Source organism: Dyella humi (genome assembly GCF_044904605.1).
GTDB lineage: Bacteria > Pseudomonadota > Gammaproteobacteria > Xanthomonadales > Rhodanobacteraceae > Dyella_B > Dyella_B humi.
In genome coordinates this window covers 791936-813340 of sequence record NZ_JADIKI010000023.1, presented here as the reverse complement: position 1 = coordinate 813340, position 21405 = coordinate 791936, and the positions used below count along the sequence as shown (strand labels likewise).

Annotated in this window: 19 protein-coding genes; 7 read left to right on the top strand and 12 right to left on the bottom strand. The window is 61.2% G+C overall.

The annotated features are described in order from the left end of the window. Window positions 1-225 precede the first annotated feature (225 nt). The gene (locus ISP18_RS14935; protein WP_380013533.1) at window positions 226-591 is read left to right on the top strand and encodes a YciI family protein; all 366 of its coding nucleotides are present in this window, start codon (window positions 226-228) and stop codon (window positions 589-591) included. 116 nt (window positions 592-707) lie between these two features. Here the strand turns inward: ISP18_RS14935 and ISP18_RS14930 are convergent, their stop codons facing one another. Genes ISP18_RS14930 through ISP18_RS14920 form a run of 3 tightly spaced genes read right to left on the bottom strand, consistent with a single transcriptional unit; the run spans window position 708 to window position 2393 of the window. Further along, window positions 708-1319 (bottom strand): glutathione S-transferase N-terminal domain-containing protein, encoded by a 612-nt coding sequence (locus ISP18_RS14930; RefSeq protein ID WP_380013530.1) that lies wholly within the window; start codon window positions 1317-1319, stop codon window positions 708-710. A gap of 40 nt (window positions 1320-1359) precedes the next feature. Continuing rightward, entirely contained in the window at window positions 1360-2100 is a 741-nt protein-coding gene (locus ISP18_RS14925; protein ID WP_380013527.1) for an SDR family NAD(P)-dependent oxidoreductase, read from the bottom strand. 14 nt (window positions 2101-2114) lie between these two features. Next, window positions 2115-2393, bottom strand: coding sequence for a DUF1330 domain-containing protein (locus ISP18_RS14920; protein ID WP_380013524.1), 279 nt, complete (start codon window positions 2391-2393; stop codon window positions 2115-2117). Between the two features lie 106 nt (window positions 2394-2499). Between ISP18_RS14920 and ISP18_RS14915 the strand changes: the two genes are divergently transcribed. Next, window positions 2500-3054 carry a TetR/AcrR family transcriptional regulator gene (locus ISP18_RS14915; RefSeq protein ID WP_380013521.1) on the top strand — a complete coding sequence of 185 codons (555 nt, stop codon included), beginning with the start codon at window positions 2500-2502 and terminating at the stop codon, window positions 3052-3054. Window positions 3055-3081: 27 nt separating this feature from the next. On the opposite strand, the gene ISP18_RS14910 is transcribed toward ISP18_RS14915, so the two are convergent. Genes ISP18_RS14910 through ISP18_RS14900 form a run of 3 tightly spaced genes read right to left on the bottom strand, consistent with a single transcriptional unit; the run spans window position 3082 to window position 4632 of the window. Next, window positions 3082-3537 carry a GNAT family N-acetyltransferase gene (locus ISP18_RS14910; protein ID WP_380013518.1) on the bottom strand — a complete coding sequence of 152 codons (456 nt, stop codon included), beginning with the start codon at window positions 3535-3537 and terminating at the stop codon, window positions 3082-3084. 8 nt (window positions 3538-3545) lie between these two features. Further along, window positions 3546-4109 (bottom strand): helix-turn-helix domain-containing protein, encoded by a 564-nt coding sequence (locus tag ISP18_RS14905; RefSeq protein WP_380013515.1) that lies wholly within the window; start codon window positions 4107-4109, stop codon window positions 3546-3548. Then, complete coding sequence (locus tag ISP18_RS14900) at window positions 4102-4632, bottom strand: GNAT family N-acetyltransferase (RefSeq protein ID WP_380013512.1); 531 nt, start codon at window positions 4630-4632, stop codon at window positions 4102-4104. The genes ISP18_RS14905 and ISP18_RS14900 overlap by 8 nt, the downstream gene beginning before the upstream one ends. Before the next feature lie 366 nt (window positions 4633-4998). Here ISP18_RS14900 and ISP18_RS14895 point away from each other — a divergent pair, with 366 nt between their 5' ends. The 5 genes from ISP18_RS14895 (at window position 4999) to ISP18_RS14875 (ending at window position 13419) form a co-directional block, all read left to right on the top strand. After that, window positions 4999-6330, top strand: coding sequence for an MFS transporter (locus ISP18_RS14895; RefSeq protein ID WP_380013509.1), 1332 nt, complete (start codon window positions 4999-5001; stop codon window positions 6328-6330). Window positions 6331-6369: 39 nt separating this feature from the next. Continuing rightward, a complete protein-coding gene (gene nirB / locus ISP18_RS14890; protein WP_380013506.1) occupies window positions 6370-8928 on the top strand; it encodes a nitrite reductase large subunit NirB in 2559 nt (852 codons plus the stop codon). Between the two features lie 4 nt (window positions 8929-8932). Further along, window positions 8933-9283 carry a nitrite reductase small subunit NirD gene (nirD, locus tag ISP18_RS14885; protein WP_380013503.1) on the top strand — a complete coding sequence of 117 codons (351 nt, stop codon included), beginning with the start codon at window positions 8933-8935 and terminating at the stop codon, window positions 9281-9283. After that, the gene (locus ISP18_RS14880) at window positions 9280-10512 is read left to right on the top strand and encodes an NAD(P)/FAD-dependent oxidoreductase (protein ID WP_380013500.1); all 1233 of its coding nucleotides are present in this window, start codon (window positions 9280-9282) and stop codon (window positions 10510-10512) included. Before nirD ends, ISP18_RS14880 begins: the two co-directional genes overlap by 4 nt. 201 nt (window positions 10513-10713) lie before the next feature. Then, entirely contained in the window at window positions 10714-13419 is a 2706-nt protein-coding gene (locus ISP18_RS14875; protein ID WP_380013497.1) for a molybdopterin-dependent oxidoreductase, read from the top strand. A gap of 168 nt (window positions 13420-13587) precedes the next feature. Here ISP18_RS14875 and ISP18_RS14870 read toward each other — a convergent pair whose 3' ends face one another. The 6 genes from ISP18_RS14870 to ISP18_RS14845 all read right to left on the bottom strand — a co-directional run bounded on the left by ISP18_RS14870 (window position 13588) and on the right by ISP18_RS14845 (window position 21269). Continuing rightward, complete coding sequence (locus ISP18_RS14870) at window positions 13588-14421, bottom strand: uroporphyrinogen-III synthase (RefSeq protein WP_380013494.1); 834 nt, start codon at window positions 14419-14421, stop codon at window positions 13588-13590. Further along, on the bottom strand, window positions 14418-15809 hold the full coding sequence (gene cysG, locus ISP18_RS14865; RefSeq protein WP_380013491.1) for a siroheme synthase CysG: 1392 nt from the start codon (window positions 15807-15809) through the stop codon (window positions 14418-14420). Before cysG ends, ISP18_RS14870 begins: the two co-directional genes overlap by 4 nt. A gap of 289 nt (window positions 15810-16098) precedes the next feature. Then, window positions 16099-16596 carry a RidA family protein gene (locus ISP18_RS14860; protein WP_380013488.1) on the bottom strand — a complete coding sequence of 166 codons (498 nt, stop codon included), beginning with the start codon at window positions 16594-16596 and terminating at the stop codon, window positions 16099-16101. Window positions 16597-16612: 16 nt separating this feature from the next. Then, entirely contained in the window at window positions 16613-17056 is a 444-nt protein-coding gene (locus ISP18_RS14855) for a c-type cytochrome (protein WP_380013485.1), read from the bottom strand. Further along, a complete protein-coding gene (locus ISP18_RS14850) occupies window positions 17053-18633 on the bottom strand; it encodes a flavin monoamine oxidase family protein (RefSeq protein ID WP_380013482.1) in 1581 nt (526 codons plus the stop codon). The genes ISP18_RS14855 and ISP18_RS14850 overlap by 4 nt, the downstream gene beginning before the upstream one ends. A 245-nt stretch (window positions 18634-18878) precedes the next feature. After that, entirely contained in the window at window positions 18879-21269 is a 2391-nt protein-coding gene (locus ISP18_RS14845; protein ID WP_380015863.1) for a TonB-dependent receptor plug domain-containing protein, read from the bottom strand. Between the last annotated feature and the right edge of the window lie 136 nt (window positions 21270-21405).

Genomic DNA, 21405 nt, shown 5'->3' with positions numbered 1-21405 from the left:
GACTTACAGTCACTGGATCCCAGCTTTCGCTGGGATGACGGCGAGGCGTAGCTGAGGTTCGACACTAATCAGGAATCACTTTGCACGGCCTTCCACAGCACAACTGTCTAACGGCCCAGGTGTCGATTCGCGCAAACCTGGTTCGTCGTAGGGGCAGGAGTGGGATTTTGACAGCTCGGCATATTGCGGCATCCCAGCTCCGCCACCCACTACGGAGATACGACGATGCGCTTTCTATCGATGGTACGGATCAACGAAAACTCGGGCCAAATGCCGAGTGCACAGCTGATGGCCGACATGGGCAAGCTGATGGAGGAAATGACCAGGGAAGGGAAGTTGATCGACACCGCCGGCCTCACGCCCACCGCCTCCGGCGTACGCGTCCGGTTGGCTGGCGGCAAATTAAGCGTGATCGATGGCCCGTTCGCTGAGGCCAAAGAGGTGATCGGCGGCTATGCCTTGCTGGAAGCGGCATCGAAGGAAGAAGCCATCGAGCTCACAAAGCGCTTCCTGCGCGTGCATGGCGACGAATGGAGTCTCGAATGCGAGGTGCGCCAGCTCATGGTTCCTGGAGAGTCGTGCACGGAGTGATGCCATAGGTCAGTCGATTCGCGGCGGTGGCGGTGGATGGATGGTGCGCAGTCCCCGCCGCTGGCGTAGTCGCATAGGCATATTCGCGCCGTGCGGTCTCTTGATCGGCAGTGACGTCAGAGCAGCGGTACGGTGGATGCGAAGGCCTCGATCTTCATGGCGCGCTCGGTCAACGCGGCCAGGCGAGGAAAGTTCTTCGCGGTGACGTGATCGCGAAGAACAATCATGGACGCCCCTTGGTAGCTGACGACGGTCATGATGTCGGCTTGGCTGAGCGTGTCGTTCACGAGCCAGCCGTCTCCGGCTTCCGCCTCGAGCTGCTTGAGCCCGATGATCGCCTGCTCGGCCAATCGCTCGAACACGGATTGAAGTTGATAGCTTTGCGGGCGGAGGCTTTCTTCGTACAGGGCGGTGAGCTTCGGGTAAATATTGAGGCCGATTCCGATGAGCTGCAACGCCTTCAGACGCGCCGCACCTGAAGGCGGAACGAGCGCCTTGTCTGGTCCAGCCAACTCATACAGCACATCGATGATGCCGGCGCTATCGATCAAGACTTCACCGGTGTCCAGAACGAGCGCTGGTACTTTGCCCATCGGGCTGTAGCGGCGAATCTCCTCTCTGTCGACATAGGCGTCGAGGCTGAGATGCTCGAATGGCATGCCGAGCAATTTCATCGTGATTCCGGTTCGGCGTGTAAATCCAGAAATCCACGGGCCAACGAGTTTCATCGTTTTCTCCATGTTAGTGTCAGAGTTGATGTCAGAAGTCTCAGAACTTTTCTTTGAACGGTCGAACATCCAACTCCTGCGTCCAGGCGGACGGATGCTGGAGATGAAGCTGCCAGTAAGTCTCAGCGATCGCTTTGGTGTTGAGCATGCCGCTCTCGCCGAGCTGCTCGGAAACACCGGGGAACAGCGACTTCACCCGCTCGCCATCGATCGCGCCGTCGACGATGACGTGCGCGACGTGAATGCCCTGCGGTCCAAATTCGCGCGCCATGCTCTGCGAGATCATGCGCATCCCTGCCTTGCTCGCAGCGAAGTGGGCAAAACCAGGCATGCCGCGAAGCGAACCCGAGGCGCCCGTGAAGAAGACAGAGCCTCGACCGAGTGGTACAAAACGTCGTACCGCTTCGCGACCTACCAAGAATCCGCCGAGTGTGTTCAAGCGCCAGAATTCCTCGAAAGTCGAGGCTTCCATCTGTCGGAAATCGATCTTCTGGTTGAGCCCGGCATTGTAGGTAACAAGGTCGGCAGGACTGCCCAGCTCGTCGCTGGTCATTGCAGCATCGAATAGCCTGATGACGTCCTCTTCCCGCGTCGCGTCGACAGCATAGGCAGTCGCGCTGCCACCGTCGCGTCGGATCGAGGCTGCGACCCTTTCCACCTTTGCGAGTGTGCGTCCTGCGACCAGTACGTGACGGTCATTAGAAGCATAGCAACGGCTCAGCGCCGCCCCGAGACCATCCTCGGCTCCGACGCCCACGACAACAGCCTTGGCGAGTGACATAAAATTCTCCTTAGCTAGCCGACGAGTCGGAAGCGACAGTCGAGAGCGGCTTCGCGGATATCAAGCAGCGCTTGATAGCTCGGCGAGTTGTACCAAGCCAATGCCGTTTCCTTATCTGGAAAACGGACGATCATGCCGTTCTGATACGCGCCCTCTCCAAAAAGCAATTCCCACGGCCCAAACGCGAGGACTTCGCCTCCGAATTCCTTGATTAATGCCGTGGCCGGAGAGCCGTAGCGACCAAGAGCCTCTTTGTCGCGAGGAGTGCCTTCAACAACGATGTATGCGCTCATATTCACCTGACTCGCCGATTACGAACCGTTCGGTTCATAATCTGCCGCATGGGTATAGATGTCAAGCGATGTTGAACCGATCGGTTCTTTAAAGTAAGCTAAGCCTATGGCCCGTACTAGAAATTTCAGTCGCGAAGGAGTGCTTGAAAAAGCACTTCCTGTGTTTTGGAAACACGGCTTTGCCGACGCCAGCCTGCAGGATCTGGAAAAAGCGACCGGGGTGAACAAATCCGGCCTTTACTCGGAGTTTTCGGGCAAGGAGGAGCTGTTTCTCGAGAGCCTGCGGTTCTACCTCGATCGACTACCGTCACTCGAATTTCTCATAGCCGAGCCGTTTGGCTGGGACAATATTGAGAAGTTTTTGAAACTCGGCCCGCGCACTACCGAGGGGCAGAAAGGGTGTTTCGCCATCAGTTCGATGCGGGAGCTTGCCATCCTGCCACCCGGTGCGATCGAGATGCTGGGACACGGCCGAATGCAATTGAAGCGGCTCATTGCCAAGAATATTGAGGCGGAAAAGCCGAAGGCCGACGTAAACGACTTAGCGAGTATGATCCTGACTTTCTTTACGGGTCTGAGTGTGGAGCAGAACCTCAAAGCGAGTCGGGCCGCGACCGGTCGCAAGGTTGACACTCTGATGCAGGTCCTGCGCAGCTTCTAGTGGAGCTCTCTGCTGGTGGAGCCCAGGTCAAAGCTCCAGATGCAAAAATTGATTGAAGCTGCTCTGCCGATAGTCGGAAAACGCTTCGCCATTGACGAAGCCGCGTTGTCGATACAGCGCGAGGGCAGGTTCGAATGCTGGCCCGCTGCCGGTTTCCAAACTTAGCCGTTGCAGGCCGCGCATTTGGGCTTCTTTGATGATGCGCTCAAGCAGTGCCGACGCCACGCCTTGCCTGAGATAGTTCGGGTGCGTGCGCATCGATTTGATTTCGCCGGATCTGGTATCGAGTTGTTTCAGCGCGCCGATACCGCAGATGTCGTCCTCGTTCCATGCGCTCCACACCGTTACACCGGGGGATGTGAGGCCGGAAAGATCAAGCGAGAAAACGTGTCCCGCTGGCGAATGGGAGTGCATGCCTGCTAGGTGCAAGCTCAGCAGCGATCGGGTCGCGGGGCTCGAAAGATCGTCGATGCGAATATCCATGCTTTTCTCTACTGTCGGTACAGCGCTACCACGTAGCGACACGGTTGGCCGGTTTCGTTGGCGAAGGTCACGTCGGAAGGGGCGCCGAAGGCGAGGCAATCTCCAGCACGAAGCACATGCCGTTCTCCGCCTTCAACGATGGTGAGCGAGCCGGACCGCGCCCACACCGCCTGACGGATAAGCGCAAAGCTGTGCGCGGGAAAATTCACGCTGCGACCGGCAGGCAATTCGATGTCCGCCAGTTCGATCGGGTGGTTGGGCAGGGCAAGAATCTGCCGGCGGATGTAGCCGGTTTCCGGATCGGTCCAGAGTGGTTGATGCTTGGCGCGTGAAAGGCGCCCGTCCTGCTCTTCGGCGCGCACCAGCAGGCCGGCAAGAGTGAGACCGAAGGCGGATGAGAGACGAACAAGCAAGGCGGCCGTCGCGCTCACCTCCGCGCGTTCGATCTTGCTGATCATCGCTTTGGAGACACCCGAGCGTTCCGCCACATCGGCCAGCGACCAGCCGCGCGCTTCACGTTCAAGGCGAAGCCGGCGCGCCAGGCTTGCATCGATGTCTGCTATCTCAGCCATGCGATATGTCTCTTTCCGGCGTGCTGCGGGTATCGAGAATTCTTTGGAGGAAAACAAGATCGAGCCACTGACCGAACTTGGCGCCTACCTGCTTTAAATGCCCAACGTGTTCGAAGCCGAGTTTTTGGTGAAGGCTGATCGATGCCTGGTTGTTCGCCTCGATGCCGGCAACGAGTACATGCTTGCCAATGCGTTGCGCGTGCTGGATCAACGCGCGCAGCAGCGCTTCGCCGATGCCGATGCCGCGCCGGTCAGTATGTACATAAACCGAATGCTCTGCCGTGTGACGGTAGCCGTCCCATGCGCGCCAATCGCCGAACGATGCATATCCGAGCACGCCGCCGTCGTCATCCACGGCAACCAGTACGGGGTAACCGGACTTTTGTCGATCGGCCAGCCATGACAGCCGATTGGCGACGTCCACGACCTGGTCGTTCCAGATCGCAGTGGTATGGACCACGGCATCGTTATAGATCGCGGTGATGCCTTCGGCATCGCGCGTGTTCGCTTCTCGGATAAGCATGGCTCGCTCGAGCGTCTACTATAGAAGACATATATATACTATAATGGATAGTCGAGCAATACCTTCGTATGCTTTGTCTGCGCACACAGTGATGGCGCTATTCGGGAACAACTTGGCCGGCAAGGCTCTAATAGTCCGACTAAATTTGTGCACTGCGGCGGTGCAAAGGAGCGTCATTTAGCCCCTGCTTGGTGCGCTTTCGCGGCCTAAGCGTAGTGGTCTTAGCGCAAAAATCCCTGGAAATTGGCGCTTAAAGTGCCATGGCACAAATGATGCAACGCATCAATGCAAAGAGGTCCGCCGATCAGCCTGCTTGGGTGACGGACGGGCCGCGGTGCCAGGCAAGTCTTCAGCGCGGGGTAGGGCATGTCGAGCAAAGCGACGCGGATCGAATTATTTCGGCTGCGCACGCCACAGATGCGTGCGTTTCATCTGAGCTGGCTGGCGTTTTTTGTCTGCTTCTTCGCCTGGTTCGCGGTAGCGCCGCTGATGCCCCTGATCAAGGGCGAGTTTCATCTCAACAAGGATCAGCTCGCCAACATCAGCATCGCCGCAGTGGCCGTGACGGTGTTTGGACGGCTGATCGTCGGGCCGCTATGTGATCGCTTCGGGCCGAGGCGCACTTACACATGGTTGCTGGCGCTCGGTGCGGTACCGGTGTTCGGCATTGCGTTCGCGCACAGCTATGCCTCCTTCCTGTTCTTTCGCCTCGCCATCGGTATTGCCGGCGCGGGTTTCGTGATCACGCAGTACCACACCTCGGTGATGTTCGCGCCGAATGTGGTGGGTACGGCGAACGCGGCGGCGGCAGGTTGGGGCAATGCGGGCGGCGGCGTGGCGCAGTCGGCGATGCCGTGGGTGCTGGCTGCGGTGATCGCCTTGGGCGTGCAGCACGATTTAGGCTGGCGCGCGGCGATGGTCGTGCCGGGTGTGTTGATGCTGATCGTCGCCGTGCTGTATTGGCGTTATGCGCAGGATTGTCCGCAAGGCAATTATCGCGAGTTGCGCGCACAAGGCGTGTTGCCTGATAGCGGCAAAGCGGGCGGCTGGGGCGTGTTTCGTGCAGCAGCAGGCAATTACCGCGTGTGGATGCTGTTCGTGACGTACGCCGGATGCTTCGGCATCGAGCTGTTCGTGCACGGCGTGGCGGCCAGCTATTACGTCGATCGCTTCGGTATGGATCTCGCGCATGCAGGCTTCGCCGCCGGTAGCTTCGGCCTGCTGGCTCTGTTCGCGCGTGCGCTGGGCGGTATCGCATCCGATCGTCTGGCGCACCGTCACGGATTGGTCGCGCGCAGCTGGCTACTGGGCGCGTTGATGCTGGGCGAAGGGCTCGGATTGCTGTGGTTTTCCAATGCGCAGGCGGCCGGCCTGGCGGTGTTCACGATGATCACCTTCGGCTTGTTCACACACATGGCTTGCGGCGCTACGTATGCGCTGGTGCCGTTCGTCGATCGCAAGGCATTGGGCGGCGTGGCGGGCATTGTCGGCGCGGGCGGCAACGTCGGCGCAGTAGCGGCCGGTTTTCTGCTGAAAAGCACCGGTTCGGTGCAGCACACGTTCGCGCTGCTCGGCGGTTTCGTGATCGCCGGTTCGCTGTGTGCGCTGGCGGTGCGCTTCAGCGCCGAGCACACGGCGCGCGAAGAACAGCTTTATCGGGAAGCGCTGGGTCAGGACCAGGCGCTGGCTGTTGAATGAGCCACCAGCAATGAGCAAGCAGAGGTACGGCATATGACGGTGAAACTGCTCGTAATCGGCAACGGCATGGTCGGGCACAAGCTGCTGGAAGAATTGTCAGCGCGGCAGCTGCCCGGCCTGGACATCACCGTGCTGTGCGAGGAAGGCAGACCCGCCTACGACCGCGTGCATCTGTCCGATTTCTTCAGCGGCAAGAGCGCGGAAGATCTCTCGCTGGTTGCACCGGGTTTCTTCGAGCAGCCGGGTTTTCACTTGCGCCTTGCCGCACCCGCCGCGCATATTGATCGTCAGCACAAGCGCGTCACCACTGCCGATGGCGAAGTGATCGCCTACGACAAGCTGGTGCTCGCCACCGGCTCAAAGCCGTTCGTGCCGCCGATTCCGGGTAACGATCGCTCCGGCTGCTTCGTCTATCGCACCATCGACGATCTGCTGGCGATGCAGGCGTGGGGCGCGCGCGCCAAGACCGGCGTAGTGGTGGGCGGCGGCCTGCTCGGTCTGGAATGCGCGAAAGCGCTGCGCGACTTAGGGCTGGAAACGCACGTGGTGGAATTTGCGCCGCGCCTGATGGCGGTGCAGGTGGACGACATCGGCGGCCAGATGTTGCGCCGAAAGATCGAAGAACTCGGCGTCACCGTGCATACCGGCAAGAGCACGCTGGAAATCGTCGATGGCGAAAGCGGCATCCATCGCATGAAGTTTGCCGACGGCAGCCATCTCGATACCGACATGATCGTGTTCTCCGCCGGCGTCCGCCCGCGCGATGAACTGGCGCGGCAGTGCGAGTTGGGCGTGGGCGAACGCGGGGGCATCCACGTCGACAATTACTGCCGCACGCGCGACTGGGATGTGTACGCCATCGGCGAATGCGCCTACTGGGGTGGCAAGACCTTCGGCCTGGTCGCACCCGGCTACGACATGGCGCGCGTGGTGGCCGCACACTTGAGCGCACTGCTGGAACGCAAGCACGTGCTGGAGTTGCCGGAGTTCGTCGGCGCCGACATGTCCACCAAGCTCAAGCTGATGGGCGTGGACGTGGCCAGCATCGGCGATGCGCACGGCGCTACGCCGGGCAGCCGCAGCTATCAGTTCAGCGACGAGCGTCGCCAGATCTACAAGAAGCTGGTGGTGTCAGGCGACGGCAAGCGTCTGCTAGGCGGCGTGCTGATAGGCGATGCCAGCGAGTACGGCACGCTGCTGCAGATGATGCTCAACAACATCGAGCTGCCCGAAGAGCCGGAATTTCTGATCCTGCCCTCGGCCGACGGCAAGGCCAAGCCTGCGTTGGGTGCGGATGCATTGCCGGCTGCTGCGCAGATCTGCTCGTGCAACAACGTCTCCAAGGGTCAGCTTTGCCAGGCGGTGGCGGAGGGCGCCACCTCCATCGGCGCATTGAAGGCCGCGACCAAGGCCGGCACCACTTGCGGCGGTTGCGTGCCGCTGGTCACGCAGATCATGAAGGCGGAGATGAAGCGCCAAGGCATGGCGGTGAACAACCATCTGTGCGAGCACTTCGCTTATTCGCGCCAGGAGCTGTATCACCTGGTACGCGTGGAACGCATCAAACACTTCGATGAATTGCTCGAACGCCACGGCAACGGTTTGGGTTGCGACATTTGCAAGCCGACAGTGGCCAGCATCCTCGCCTCGTGCTGGAACGAATTCGTACTGCAGAAGGAACACGCCTCGCTGCAGGATTCCAACGACTACTTCCTCGCCAACATCCAGAAAGACGGCACCTATTCGGTAGTGCCACGCATGCCCGGCGGCGAAGTAACGCCGGACGGTCTGATCGCGGTAGGTGCGATCGCCAAGAAATACAGCCTCTACACGAAGATTACCGGCGGCCAGCGTGTGGACATGTTCGGCGCGCGGCTGGAGCAGTTGCCGTTGATCTGGGAAGAACTGATCGCCGCCGGTTTCGAATCCGGCCATGCGTATGGCAAGGCGCTACGCACGGTGAAATCCTGCGTGGGCTCCACTTGGTGCCGCTACGGCGTACAGGATTCGGTGGGCACGGCGATCGATCTGGAAAATCGCTACAAGGGCCTGCGTTCGCCGCACAAATTGAAATTCGCGGTGTCCGGCTGCACGCGCGAATGCGCCGAAGCGCAGAGCAAGGACGTAGGTGTGATCGCCACCGAGAAAGGCTGGAACCTCTACGTGTGCGGCAACGGTGGCATGAAACCCCGTCACGCCGAACTGCTTGCGGGCGACTTGGATACGCCTACGCTGATCAAGTACATCGACCGCTTCTTGATGTTCTACATCCGCACCGCTGACCGACTGCAACGCACCAGTGTGTGGCGCGACAACCTGGAAGGCGGCCTGGATTATCTCAAGGACGTGATCATCCACGACAAGCTGGGGCTGGCCGCCGAACTCGAAGCGGAAATGCAACAAGTCGTGAGCACCTACGAATGCGAGTGGAAGAAAGCCGTTACCGATCCGCAGACGCGCAAGCGCTTCCAGCATTTCGTCAACAGCAGCAGCACCGACGGCAACGTGGTGTTCGTGCCCGAACGCGGACAGATTCGCCCGGCCCGGCCTGAAGAAAAGCGCAGTCGGCGTATTCCCGTCAGCGTCGTTACGGAGTGAAGCGATGGATGATGTCGTGACGATGCAAGGCTGGACCGAAGTGTGCGAGCTGGAGGACATCGTGCCGAACACCGGCGTGTGCGCGCTGGTGGACGATGAGCAGGTAGCGGTGTTTCGCGTCGGCGAACACGAGCTTTATGCGATCGACAACTTCGATCCTAACGCCGACGCCTTTGTGCTTTCACGCGGCCTGGTCGGCAGCCTCGGCGGGCGCATCGTAGTGGCCTCGCCGATCTACAAGCAGCATTTTGATCTACGTACTGGCGAATGCCTGGAAGCGCCGGAACACTCAGTACGTGCCTGGCAGGTGAAGCTGCAGAGCGATCACGTTCTGCTGGGGGCTCCTTTGCGATGAGCGAGCCGCGGCCCAGGCTGGTCGTCATCGGCAACGGCATGGCCGGCATGCGCACGGTGGAGGAGCTGCTGCAGCTCGCGCCCGGCCTGTACGACATCACCGTGTTCGGCGCCGAGCCTTATGGCAATTACAACCGCATTCTGCTTTCGCTGTTGTTGAGCGGCGAAAAGAACACTGACGAGATCATGCTCAACACGCGGGAATGGTATACGGAGAACGGCATCACGCTGCACGCGGGCGATCCGGTAGTGGCAATCGACCGGCGGCGCCGACGCGTGCGTTCGCACAAGGGTGTGGATGTTCCATACGACCGCCTGCTGATCGCCACGGGCTCGAAGCCGTTCATGCTGCCGCTGCCGGGCGGCGATCTGCCGGGCGTGATCGGCTTTCGGGGCATCGATGACGTCGAGCAGATGTTGCAGGCCGCCAGCACTTACAAGCACGCCGCGGTGATTGGTGGCGGCCTGCTTGGCATCGAGGCCGCCAACGGACTTTTGCGTCGCGGTATGCAGGTGACGTTGCTCCATCGCATCGAAGTGCTGATGGAGCAGCAACTCAATGCCGATGCATCGAGACTGCTTTCGCACAATCTGAAGGCACGTGGTTTGAACGTGCTTTTGAATGCACAGACGGAGGCGTTGTACGGCGATGGACGCGTCGAGGGCATCGCGCTGGCCGACGGCAGCCGCATTGAGGCCGACCTGGTGGTGATGGCAGTAGGCGTGCGCCCGGACATCGCGCTGGCGAAATCCTGTAGCCTGCATTGCGAACGTGGCATCGTGGTCGACGATACCTTGCAGACCTACGATCCGCACATCTATGCCGTGGGCGAATGCGTGCAGCATCGCCGTCTCACGTTCGGACTGGTGGCGCCAGTGTGGGAGCAGGCGCGCGTCTGTGCATCGCACCTGGCGCGCGTCGGGCATCGCCGTTATCGCTCCACGAAGACGGCCACCAAGCTCAAGGTCAGCGGTATTGATCTTTATTCCGCAGGCGATTTCATTGGCGGTGACGGCACGGAGGATCTGGTGCTGCGTGATCCGCGCCGCGGCATTTACAAGCGACTGGTGCTGAAGGATAACCAGATCATCGGTGCCGTGCTGTATGGGGATGTGAAAGATGGCGGCTGGTATTTCGAGCTGATCCAGAGTGGCACAGACATCACGCCGATTCGCGATCGGTTGTTGTTTGGCAAGCATTATTGCCAACCGGCGGAGGTGGCGGCGTGAGTGTGGCCGGAAAGCAACACGCTGCTGAGATGACTCCCTCCCCTGCTTGCAGGGGAGGGTTGGGGTGGGGTGAGTACTTGCCATGAACTTTCCCGCAAGTGTTCACCCCCTCCCAACCTCCCCCTGCAAGCAGGGGGAGGAGCTTGCTGCGCGCCTCGTCCTGTTATTCGACGATGCTTCGGGCATCTGGAGCCTGGGCCCATGACCGTAGCCACCACCTGCCCCTATTGCGGCGTAGGTTGCGGCGTACTGGCACACGCCAACGCCGATGGCTCCGTGCATGTGGAAGGCGACACGCAGCACCAGGCCAATCACGGCCGCCTGTGCGTAAAGGGTTCCGCGCTGGGCGAAACAGTCGACCTGCGTGGTCGTTTGCTGCATCCGATGCTGCGCGCGCCCGATGGTCGCTTGCAGCGCACGAACTGGGACGATGCCCTAGACCGCGTGGCCGAAAGCTTTCGTCGCGTCATCGACCAGCATGGTCCGGATGCGGTGGCGTTCTATGTTTCCGGCCAGCTACTCACCGAGGACTACTACGTCGTCAACAAGCTCGCCAAGGGTTACATCGGCACCGCCAACATCGACACCAACTCACGCCTGTGCATGTCCTCCGCGGTGGCGGGGCACAAGCGTGCATTCGGTGAGGACATCGTTCCAGGCTGCTACGAAGACCTGGAGCAGGCGGAGCTGATTGTGCTGGTGGGCTCGAACACCGCGTGGTGCCATCCCATCGTGTACCAGCGCATCGCCAAGGCGAAGGAAAGCGGCACGCCGCCGCGGATGGTGGTGATCGATCCGCGGCATACGGCGACCTGCGAATCGGCCGATCTGCATCTGCCGGTGAAACCCGGCACGGATGTGTGGCTGTTCAACGGTCTGCTCGCGTTCCTGTTTCAGCACGGCGCGATGGATGCGCGTTTCGTGGAAGCGCACACGCAGGGTTTCGCGCAGGCATTGGCGTCGGCGCAGGCGGATGCCGGCGATCCGGCCGAAGTGGCGCGCGTGTGCGGCGTACAGCTTGCGGATCTGCTGAATTTCTATCGCTGGTTCGCGCGCTGCGAACGTACGGTCACGCTGTTCTCGCAAGGCGTGAATCAATCGTCCAGCGGTACCGACAAGGTCAACAGCATCATCAACTGCCATCTGCTCACCGGGCGCATCGGCAAGCCGGGCATGGGGCCGTTCTCGCTCACCGGCCAGCCCAATGCGATGGGCGGACGCGAAGTAGGTGGCCTGGCGAACATGTTGGCGGCGCACATGGAATTGGACAATCCAGTGCATCGCCAGATCGTGCAATCGTTCTGGCAGTCGCCGCGCATCGCCGATCGGCCCGGCTTGAAAGCGATGGACTTGTTCGAAGCGATCGGCGAGGGCAGGGTGAAAGCGGTGTGGATCATGGCCACCAATCCGGTGGTGAGCCTGCCCGATGCTGATCGCGTGAAGCAGGCGCTGGCGCGCTGTGAGTGGGTGGTGAGCTCCGACATCGTGGCTCAGACCGACACCAACGCCTACGCGCACGCGTTGCTCCCTGCGCTGGGTTGGGGCGAGAAAGATGGCACGGTCACTAATTCCGAGCGGCGCATCTCCCGCCAACGCACGTTTTTGCCGGCGCCGAGCGAGGCGCGTGCGGATTGGCAAATCGTGTGCGAGGTGGCACAGCGCCTTGGCTTTGCGGAAGGTTTCCAATTCGATGATGCGCATGCGGTATTCGCCGAGCATGCACGGCTAACCGCGTATCGCAATCATGATCCAGGCACGAACGGTGAACCTGCCGCACGTCGGCTGCTCAATCTGGAGGGCCTGGCGAAGCTGGATCGCGAAGGCTACGACGCGATCCAGCCGGTGCAATGGCCGGTTACGGCGAATGGCGAAGGCACCCCGCGTTTGCTCGCTGATGGCCGCTATTCGCATGCCGATGGCCGCGCGCGCTTCATTGCGACGCCAGCGCGCATGCCGGTCAACGCCACGGATCTCGAATATCCCTTGGTGCTCAACACCGGTCGCGTGCGCGACCAGTGGCATACCATGACGCGCACCGGCAAGGCGCCGCGGCTCACCGGACATATCCCCGAACCCTTCGTCGACATGCATCCGCACGATGCTTTGCGCTGTGGCGTACGCGAAGGCGAACTGGCGCGTGTGCAATCGCGCTGGGGCGGCATGGTGGGGCGCGTGAAGCACAGCGGCGGCATTCTTGCCGGTAACGTGTTTGTGCCGATCCACTGGAACGACCAGTTCGCTTCCGACGCCCGTGTAGGCAGCGTGGTCAATCCGGTGGCCGATCCGATCTCCGGCGAGCCAGAGTTCAAGCACACGCCGGTGAGCGTTGAGCCGTTTCCCGTGCGCTGGTATGGCTTCGCGCTCAGCCGTCAGCTGCTGGCGCCGGATGGCTTGAGCTATTGGACGTCCATACAAGGCGACCGTTTCCGCCGCTACGAGATCGCGCATCGCGAACGGCCATCGGAATGCAGTGCCTGGGCGCGTGCGTGGCTGGGTGTCAACGATCCCGATGCGGACTGGCTGGAGTACGAGGATCGCAGCACCGGTATATATCGCGCGGCGCACATGATCGACGATCGCATCGAGTCCTGCGCGTTCCTTTCCTCGCGCCCCGATTTGCCCGCACGACACTGGCTGGCGAGCCTATTCGTGCGCGATCAGCTCGAAGAGGCCGACCGCATCGCCTTGCTGATCGGCGAACCGGCGAGCCCCGGTGCGGCGACGGGGCCGATGGTGTGCTCTTGCTTCGGTGTAGGGCGCAACACCATTTGCGAGGTGATCCGTAAACAGGGCCTGGAAACGCCGGCGCAAATCACCGCGGCCTTGCGTGCGGGCGGCAATTGCGGTTCGTGCGTGCCGGAGTTGAAGCAGTTGATTGCGGAGGTCAGAGCGGAGGTGAATGCCTAACTTCAGCTCCCTCTCCCCTCTGGGGAGAGGGTTGGGGTGAGGGAGCATTCTTGCGGGGAACTCTCATCGTCGATGTAGGCTGGGATGAGCGTTTGCGAATCCCAGCATCGCCATGTTTGGCGGTATCCGATGCTGGGGTTCGGTGCGCTCAGCCCAGCCTACCTGTGCTTACGGCGAGGTCGAACCGAGTCGCTCAATCAGCGCCTGCGTCAACGGCTTCAGGTAATAACTTTCTTCTGGCACTACTTGCGGTTCCACACCGTGTACGCGCAGCGCATCGGCGACCACGGGACCGATAGCCGCCACCACCGTGCGACCCAGCGCTTGCCTCAGCCGATCGGGTTCGGTGAGACGGAACAGCCGCTCCACCTGCTGCAAACTGGTAAAGGCGATCGCATCGACCTGATCGTTGTGCATGGCTTCGATCAGCGCCAGCACTTCGGCATCTGCCGCGGCATCGGCGTACACGTAAGGCCACACGGGCAGCGCTTGTGCACCGGCGCCGGCCAGGTAATCCATCATCAGTGTGTTGGGCTCGGTGCCGTAAAGCTGCACGCCCACGCGTCGTCCGTTGAGATCAAAGGTCTGCAGCAAGGCAATCATGCCCGCTGTCGTCGCAGGATCAGCCACGAGCGTTGGCTTCAGACCAAGTTCGCGCAACACACGTCCCGGCTTGGGGCCACGCGCGATGATGCGTACGGTGGAAAGTTGCGCGACGAAGTTCTCGTGGAGCTCGGGCGCGTGGTGTTCGATCACGCTCAGCAGGCGACGCAAGCCTTCACCCGTAAACAACAGCAGATCATCGCAGCCGCCCGCGCAGAACGTGCGCAGCCATTCGAGCACCGGTCCGGAATCCGGCGCGTCGCGAATATCGACGAGCGGGCAGCGCAGCACCGAAGCGCCACGGCGTTCCAGCAGCGTGGCGAATACGTCCAGTTCGCGCGATTCGGGCACCGCGATGCGGCGGTTTTGCAGGGGACGGTCCGAGTCGATCTCAGTCATGCGTGAAGGCTACCAAACCATGCATGTTCATGCGCCAATGCCGCAACTTCTCCAATGATCAACAGTGCCGGTGGATGGATCGCCTGTTCCCTGGCGCGCGCTGGCAGTTCATGCAACACGCCACTCACCACGCGCTGCTGCGGCAGCGTGCCATTCTCGATGATAACGAACGGTGTATCAGGCCGCCGGCCATTCTGTAGCAGGCGTTGCGTGAACTCGTCGAGTCGCGCCACGCCCATGTAGACCGCGAGGGTTTGATGATCTTGCGCCAACGCCGGCCAGTCCATCGCATCGAGCGATTCCTTGCCATGGCCGGTAAGCAGATGCACCGAGCGGGCGTGGTCGCGATGGGTCAACGGAACGCCCGCGTACGCGGCACATGCAACGGCGGCGGTGATGCCGGGGACGATCTCGCAAGGAATGCCATGCTGACGTAGAAATTCCATCTCTTCGCCGCCGCGCCCGAACACGAACGGATCGCCGCCTTTCAAACGCACGACGCGACGGCCGGCTTGCGCGAGATCGAGCAGCAGCTGATGAATCTGTTCCTGTTGCGTATGACGTCCGCCACAACGCTTGCCGACGTCGATGCGCTCGGCGTCGCGGCGCGCCAGCACGAGTACGGCCTCGCTGACTAGTGAATCATGCAGGATTACGTCGGCCTGGTTGAGTGCACGCAATCCACGCAACGTGAGCAGCCCCGGATCGCCAGGGCCTGCGCCGACCAGCAGCACCGAACCCTTCGAGGCGGGGGCTTCCGTTGCGCTCAATGCATCAAGAAAAACCTGTTCGGCTTCGTCGGAACGCGCGTTGCGCAACAGCGCCATCACCGGACCATCATGCAACCAGTCGTAGAACGCACGGCGCTCCGGCAGATCCGGCCAGCGTTGCGTGATGCGTGCACGATGCCGCTGCGCGAGAGCGGTGAGCGGGCCGAGTGCGTGATCGAGTTCGGTTTCCAGTGTTTCGCGCACGCGCCGTGCGATGACGGGCGCGGCGCCACCGGTGGAGATGGCCACCGTCAACGGCGCGCGATCCACCACGGCCGGCACCTGGAAACGCGACAGGGCAGGGTCGTCCACCACGTTCGCGAATATGCGTCGTTCGCTCGCCGCGGCGGCAACCTGGGCGTTGAGGTCCCGATCGTCGGTGGCGGCAATGACCAGCCACATGCCGTTTAACCATGTTGGCTGGAAGGGGCCGGCATGATGTTCGAGCTTTCCTTCTTCGACCTGCTGCATCAGGACTGGTGTGAGCGTAGGTGCGCCGACGCGTACCTGCGCGCCAGCTGCGAGCAGCGCGGCAATCTTGCGTTCCGCGACGTGACCGCCACCCACTACCAGCACGGGTAGTCCGGTCAAATCTGCGAACAGTGGATAGAGCCCCATGATGTTTCCCGACGCCACAACTTTGTGTGTCTAGATTAATGCTGAAGTGTGGGTGTGGCTTTCGACGATGGGGAATAACGATGCTTTTAGCTTCGGGGCCTGATTAGCATCGAATCTCAACTTGCCAGAATTTTCTCCCTCCCCTGCTTGCAGGGGAGGGCTGGGGTGGGGTGAGTACTTGCCGTGAACTTTCCCGCAAGTGTTCACCCCCTCCCAACCTCCCCCTGCAAGCAGGGGGAGGAGGAAAAGCGAGACTCTCTGTACGCAGCGGAGAGAGGCTTGATCAAGCTTACGGCCGCACCGCCGTCACCTCGATCTCCACCCGAAACCCCGGATTGGCCAGCCCCGCCACCTGAAACGCCGAACGCGCCGGCAGCTTAGGCTGCTCCTTGGTACCGAAGAACTGCGTATAGCCAGCCATGAAGCCAGCGAAATCCATACGCCCGCCGTGCGCTTCGTCGCCCACCAGGAACACCTGCATCTTCACGACGTCGCCCATATCCATATGCATGCTCTGCAATTGTTTCTGGATGGAGGTGAGCACGCCGATGGCCTGGGTCTTGGTGTCGCCATAGGCGGCGGCTGAATCCTTTGGCGCTTTCGGATCGACCACCGGCGGCACCATGCCGCTGAGGAAGATGATGGATTTGCCCGCGGGCACTTCCACCGCGGCGGAGATGGGGAAGTTGCTGTTGGGCAGCTTATAGCGAGTTACGTCCTGCGCGTGCACGAAGGCGGGCGCGGCAAGCAGCAGGGCGATAGCGGCAACGAACTTGGATGTCTGCATGATGGGTGTTCTCCGGTCAGGGATGCATGCCGGCAACCTCTTGAGCGGTGATGCGATCCGCATAGTGATTGCCGAAGTGGGTGCGCACGTAGTTGACCACATCGGCGATCTGCGTGTCGCTAAGCTTGGCGTCCTCCAGTGGCCCGGCTTCGCCCGTCTGGATGAACGACGGCATGTCGCGGCGTCCGTGCAGGATCACCGCCGCCATGTATTGCGGCGAAACCAGGCGCGGGTTGCCGCTGAGCGCGGGGTAAGTGCCTGCGCCGGTGGCGCCTTTGGCGTCGGGCATGTGGCAGCTCTGGCAGATGTGCTCGAAGATCGTCTTGCCGTCGGCGGAACCGAGTGCTGAATGCGCGTGTGCGGCGTTGTCGGAAGATTGCGCGTGCAAGGCATTCGCGTACGCCAGAAAACCAAGGCACAGGCACGCCACGGAAAGATGTTTGCGTGGGAAAGATTTCATGAGCGTGCCTCCGCCACGGCGCGCTGATGGATGCGCTCCACCACGTCCAGGGCGGAGGTCACCGCGCCTTCCTGCCAGGCCGGCAGGTAGGAAGCGTGCTCGCCGGCCAGCGCAATGCGGCCGTCGATCTGGCAGAGATTGTCGTAGTGTTTCGCGCGCGACTCGTCCGACCACAGGCCAAAGCAGCCCATGGTGAAAGGCGAACGATGCCAGCCCACTGCCACACCGGTTTCGAATTCCTGCTTGTATTGCGGATGGATCTGGCTGCCGTATTCCAGCGCTTTTTGTACGCGCTGCTGCGGTGTCATCGCGGTGAATTCGAAAGCATGCAGCCCCCAGATATAGGCGCCCAGCAGCACGCCCTTGCCGCTGCTGTGAAAGCCGGCACTGGGATAACCGATGTTGACGATCGGCAGGTCCGTGTACGTAATGCCACCGTAGATGTGCTCGTCTTCTTCCCAGAAACGCCGCTTGAATTGCAGGCCCACCTTCACCGAGGCGGCATACGGTACCGCGCTGATCGCCTCCGTCATCAGTGCGCTCACATTCATCGGAATCTGGCTGAGCACAGACAGCGGAATCGTGCAGATGCACCAATCGCCGTGCGCTTTCAATGCAGTACCTGGCTTGGCGGCGTCTTCGTAGGTGGCGGTAACGCCGTGCTCGTCCTGCTGGATCGCCGTCACCTTTGCGCCGTAACGGATCACCCCGTCCAGCGCTTTGCCGAACGCTTCGCCGACGCGCCCCATGCCGCCGACTGGTTGGAACAGCGTGGTCTGGAATTCATAGATTTCGCCTTGGCTGAGCGCACCCCATAAGCGCGAGTCGAGCAGTTCATCGAGCGCGATGGGTTTCGATGGAACCGGCCTTGCCGAAAGCCCGCCGCCCGGATCTTTGTCGAAGCCGCGGCGATTGCTGCTCTCCATATTGGTGGCGTACGCAAGGTTCTTGTCGAGCGCGCCCCAGTCGCGCAGGGATTCGAGCAGGATTTCCTGATCCTCCTTGCTCACCTGCGCATCAAGCTTGCCTTGTTGCGTGCTCTTGGCGAGCAATTCCGCGACGTGGCCGCGGTAGTCGGCGTTAACGGTGCGATAGCGCTGCGGCTTGCCGCCGAATGCCTTGGCGCTGTGCACGTAGGCGTTGTGGTTCACTTGTACAAACGGTTCGAGCGGTATGCCGAGTTTCCTGCAGTAACTCAAAATGCCGTGATGGTGATGGGGCAGACGCCACGGGCCTGGATTGAGGTAAAGCCCCTCGTCGAACTGGCAGTGTTGCGTAAAGCCGCCCAGTTCCGTGTAGCGATCGCCGCCGCGCAGCGACCAGTTGCGCCCGCCGGGACGATGGTTGTATTCCAGCACCTGCACCTTGTAGCCGGCTTGGCGCAATTCGTAGGCGGCCACCATGCCGGCGATGCCGGCGCCGAGAATCAGCACCGTTGTGTTCTTCGGTGCGCCTTGCAGTTGCGGATGGCCTTTGAAGTTGGATTCGGCGGCCATGCCAAGGCTGCTCATGGCCTGGTACATCGCCGCCGCGCCGGCGCTCATGCCGATCATGCGCAGCAGGTCGCGGCGTTTCATTGAAAACGTACAGCCGTCGTCTTGCATCGGATACCTCGCGAGAGTGCTGGGACTCCTTCCTCCAACGGAAGAGGAGCCGATGAGAGGCCAAAACTCGCGACAGGCTAGATACAACCTCAAGGCCGTCATTCCCGCTTTCGCGGGAATGACGGCCTCAAGGAGTACAAATTTCTCCCGCAAACCATGACCACTCACAACCCTCTCCCCCGCCATTGATTAACGATGGGGGAGAGGGAGAAGGAGCGTTAGAACCGATACGTCACCTTCCCGTACCAATACCGCCCGTTGAAACCGAACGGCGACAACGCCGAGTACTGCAGACCGTCCGCGCGGTCTTCGTACACGTTGTTGAGCGCCGCCTTGGTCGGATACTGATTGGTGACGTTGTCGGCGCCGACCGTGAACGTCCAGGCTTGCCAGTTGTAGCTGGCGGCCAAGTCGAGGATCCAACGCGCGGCGAAGGTTTGGTCTTCGTCGCCGTTGGCATCGTCACCCAGGCGCGTGACTGCGCCGTAGCGGGTGACATTGGCGTGGAAGTCGAAGTTGTGGACCAGCCAGTCGCCGGCGAACACATACTTGGTGCGTGGCGTGGCATCAGTGAGCAGGCCCTGGCTGGCGCGGCCGAAGGCTGTCGTGGAGACGTGCAGGATGGTGGTGCCGTTGTAGTTGGCGCTACCGCTGAGGTTGAGTGCTCCCCAGGTATCCAGGTCAAGGTGATAGCTCGCAATCACGTCAGCGCCGCGTGTGCGCGAAGTGGCGCCGTTGACGAAGAACTGCGCGCCGGTGACCTGGCTGTTGGGAATGCTCACCGCGATCTGATCGGAATACAGGATCTGGTCCCAGATACGGATCTGGTAAAGGTCCATCGTCGCGTTGAAGTTGCTAGTCGGCTGCCATATGCCGCCGATGCTGTAGTTGACCGATTTTTCCGGTACCAGCGGTTTCGCCCCCAATGCGATGGCAGCAGGGTCGGAGGTGCGGTAGGTGCCGATCTGCGCGAGTGCGCCGTTCTGAATCAGCGTCACCACCGACTCGTAGTTCTGCTGTGCGAGCGATGGCGCGCGGAAGCCGTTCGACACCGTGCCGCGCAGGGCAAAGGTATCGGTGAGCTGGTAACGCGTGGAGATCTTGCCGGAACGGGTAGAGCCGGCATCGCTGTAATCCTCGTAGCGTGCCGCGACGCCTGCGGACCACTTGTCGGTGATATCGGTTTCCAGGTCCACGTAAGCGGCTTTGCTGTGACGCGTGAAGTCGCCTGCTACTTGTGGCGTAAGGCCCGGATATACCTGCGAGCCGCCGGCATATGGCGTAGTGGTGCCGGGAATGAGCGTGGTCGGGTCGAAGAAATAGGAATCCGCGTCGCCTGCGCCGATGTCATAGCTTTCGTTGCGATATTCCGCGCCGAACGCGACGGTAACCGGATTGGGCAGGAAGCCCCAATTGAATTCTTTGCTCAAGTCGACGTTGAACACGCCCTGCTTGTTGGCGAAGGTGCCTGCGTGGAAGTAGGTCGGCGAATAGCCCTTGGTGTAATACAGGTTAGTGTTGACGCTGTTCGCGATGTCGAACACCAGGTTGTTCTCGCCATAGTCGGCTGAAACATCCCAATGCCAGCCGCCGGCAGTGTGGCCTCTCACGCCGAAGACGAAAGCGGTGTCGTTGGTGTGATTGACGATCTCCGGAAGAAAACCGTTCGGATAGATCTCCGGTACGTTGCGCGCCGAATTGTAGGCACGGTAGTAACCGTTGGAAGTCACGTCGCGCTTGCTGCCGCTGAGGTAGCCGTACAGCTCGATGTTCGGCGCGATGTCATAGGCGAAGTTGAGCAGCAGCTGATAGGTTTTCTCGGCAGGATCGCCGTAGCGCTCGTAGGGATAACCGGTGGTGTTGGTGGCGCCGGCGATCGTGGTGGAACGATCCGTGTTTTCGGCGCGGTTGGTGTTCATCTGGTTCTGGTAGTTCCACGCCACCCGCATCCAGCCCGGCGCTTTGCCGTCCTCGCCGCCTAGCGGAATTCCGACCGAACCCTGCACGCCGTTATTCGCACCATCGCCCTTGTCCATGATGCCGCCATTGGCGGTAATGCTGTTGCCGCCTGCCGCGCCGCCGTGCTTGAGCACGATGTTGACCACGCCCGCGATGGCATCGGAGCCGTACTGCGCGGCCGCGCCATCGCGCAACACTTCGATGTGGTCGATGGCGGAAATCGGAATGGAGTTCAGGTCCACCGGTGCTGCACCGCGGCCTACCGAGGAGTTGTAATTGACCAGTGCGGATGTGTGATACCGCTTGCCATCCACCAGTACCAGTACGTCATCGGGTGAAAGGCCGCGCAGCGAGGCAGGTCGGAGCGCATCGTTGCCATCGTTGATGGCGGGGCGGGGGAAATCCAGCGAAGGAAGTACGGTGTTGAGAGCGCTGGCTAGATCGGTGGCGCCGCTGGAGGTGAGATCGGCGGGCGAGATGATGTCGATCGGGGAAAGCGATTCGGCAGCGGTGCGATCGGTGGCACGGGTGCCGGTAACGACTACTTGTTGGAGCTGTTTGGCGTTCTGGGGCGCGGGCGTATCGGCGGGTGTGTCATCGGCCCAGGCGGTAGTGTTGAAAACGATACCTACAGAAAACAAGGACAGCATGGCAGCTGCCAACGGACGTCGAGCAAGTCGTTTCATTTGAATTCCCCACAAAGATTTAAGGCAAAAGGCGTCCCTCCAAGGGAACTTGGATGTGTGTTAAATCGCAGATTTGCGCCGCAGCAAAAAAAACTCCCCG

Coding starts and splice junctions, on each gene's coding strand:
- ISP18_RS14935 (WP_380013533.1), top strand. CDS start 226: ATGCGCTTTCTATCGATGGTACGGATCAACGAAAACTCGGGCCAAATG.
- ISP18_RS14930 (WP_380013530.1), bottom strand. CDS start 1,319: ATGAAACTCGTTGGCCCGTGGATTTCTGGATTTACACGCCGAACCGGA.
- ISP18_RS14925 (WP_380013527.1), bottom strand. CDS start 2,100: ATGTCACTCGCCAAGGCTGTTGTCGTGGGCGTCGGAGCCGAGGATGGT.
- ISP18_RS14920 (WP_380013524.1), bottom strand. CDS start 2,393: ATGAGCGCATACATCGTTGTTGAAGGCACTCCTCGCGACAAAGAGGCT.
- ISP18_RS14915 (WP_380013521.1), top strand. CDS start 2,500: ATGGCCCGTACTAGAAATTTCAGTCGCGAAGGAGTGCTTGAAAAAGCA.
- ISP18_RS14910 (WP_380013518.1), bottom strand. CDS start 3,537: ATGGATATTCGCATCGACGATCTTTCGAGCCCCGCGACCCGATCGCTG.
- ISP18_RS14905 (WP_380013515.1), bottom strand. CDS start 4,109: ATGGCTGAGATAGCAGACATCGATGCAAGCCTGGCGCGCCGGCTTCGC.
- ISP18_RS14900 (WP_380013512.1), bottom strand. CDS start 4,632: ATGCTTATCCGAGAAGCGAACACGCGCGATGCCGAAGGCATCACCGCG.
- ISP18_RS14895 (WP_380013509.1), top strand. CDS start 4,999: ATGTCGAGCAAAGCGACGCGGATCGAATTATTTCGGCTGCGCACGCCA.
- nirD (WP_380013503.1), top strand. CDS start 8,933: ATGGATGATGTCGTGACGATGCAAGGCTGGACCGAAGTGTGCGAGCTG.
- ISP18_RS14880 (WP_380013500.1), top strand. CDS start 9,280: ATGAGCGAGCCGCGGCCCAGGCTGGTCGTCATCGGCAACGGCATGGCC.
- ISP18_RS14875 (WP_380013497.1), top strand. CDS start 10,714: ATGACCGTAGCCACCACCTGCCCCTATTGCGGCGTAGGTTGCGGCGTA.
- ISP18_RS14870 (WP_380013494.1), bottom strand. CDS start 14,421: ATGACTGAGATCGACTCGGACCGTCCCCTGCAAAACCGCCGCATCGCG.
- cysG (WP_380013491.1), bottom strand. CDS start 15,809: ATGGGGCTCTATCCACTGTTCGCAGATTTGACCGGACTACCCGTGCTG.
- ISP18_RS14860 (WP_380013488.1), bottom strand. CDS start 16,596: ATGCAGACATCCAAGTTCGTTGCCGCTATCGCCCTGCTGCTTGCCGCG.
- ISP18_RS14855 (WP_380013485.1), bottom strand. CDS start 17,056: ATGAAATCTTTCCCACGCAAACATCTTTCCGTGGCGTGCCTGTGCCTT.
- ISP18_RS14850 (WP_380013482.1), bottom strand. CDS start 18,633: ATGAAACGCCGCGACCTGCTGCGCATGATCGGCATGAGCGCCGGCGCG.
- ISP18_RS14845 (WP_380015863.1), bottom strand. CDS start 21,269: ATGCTGTCCTTGTTTTCTGTAGGTATCGTTTTCAACACTACCGCCTGG.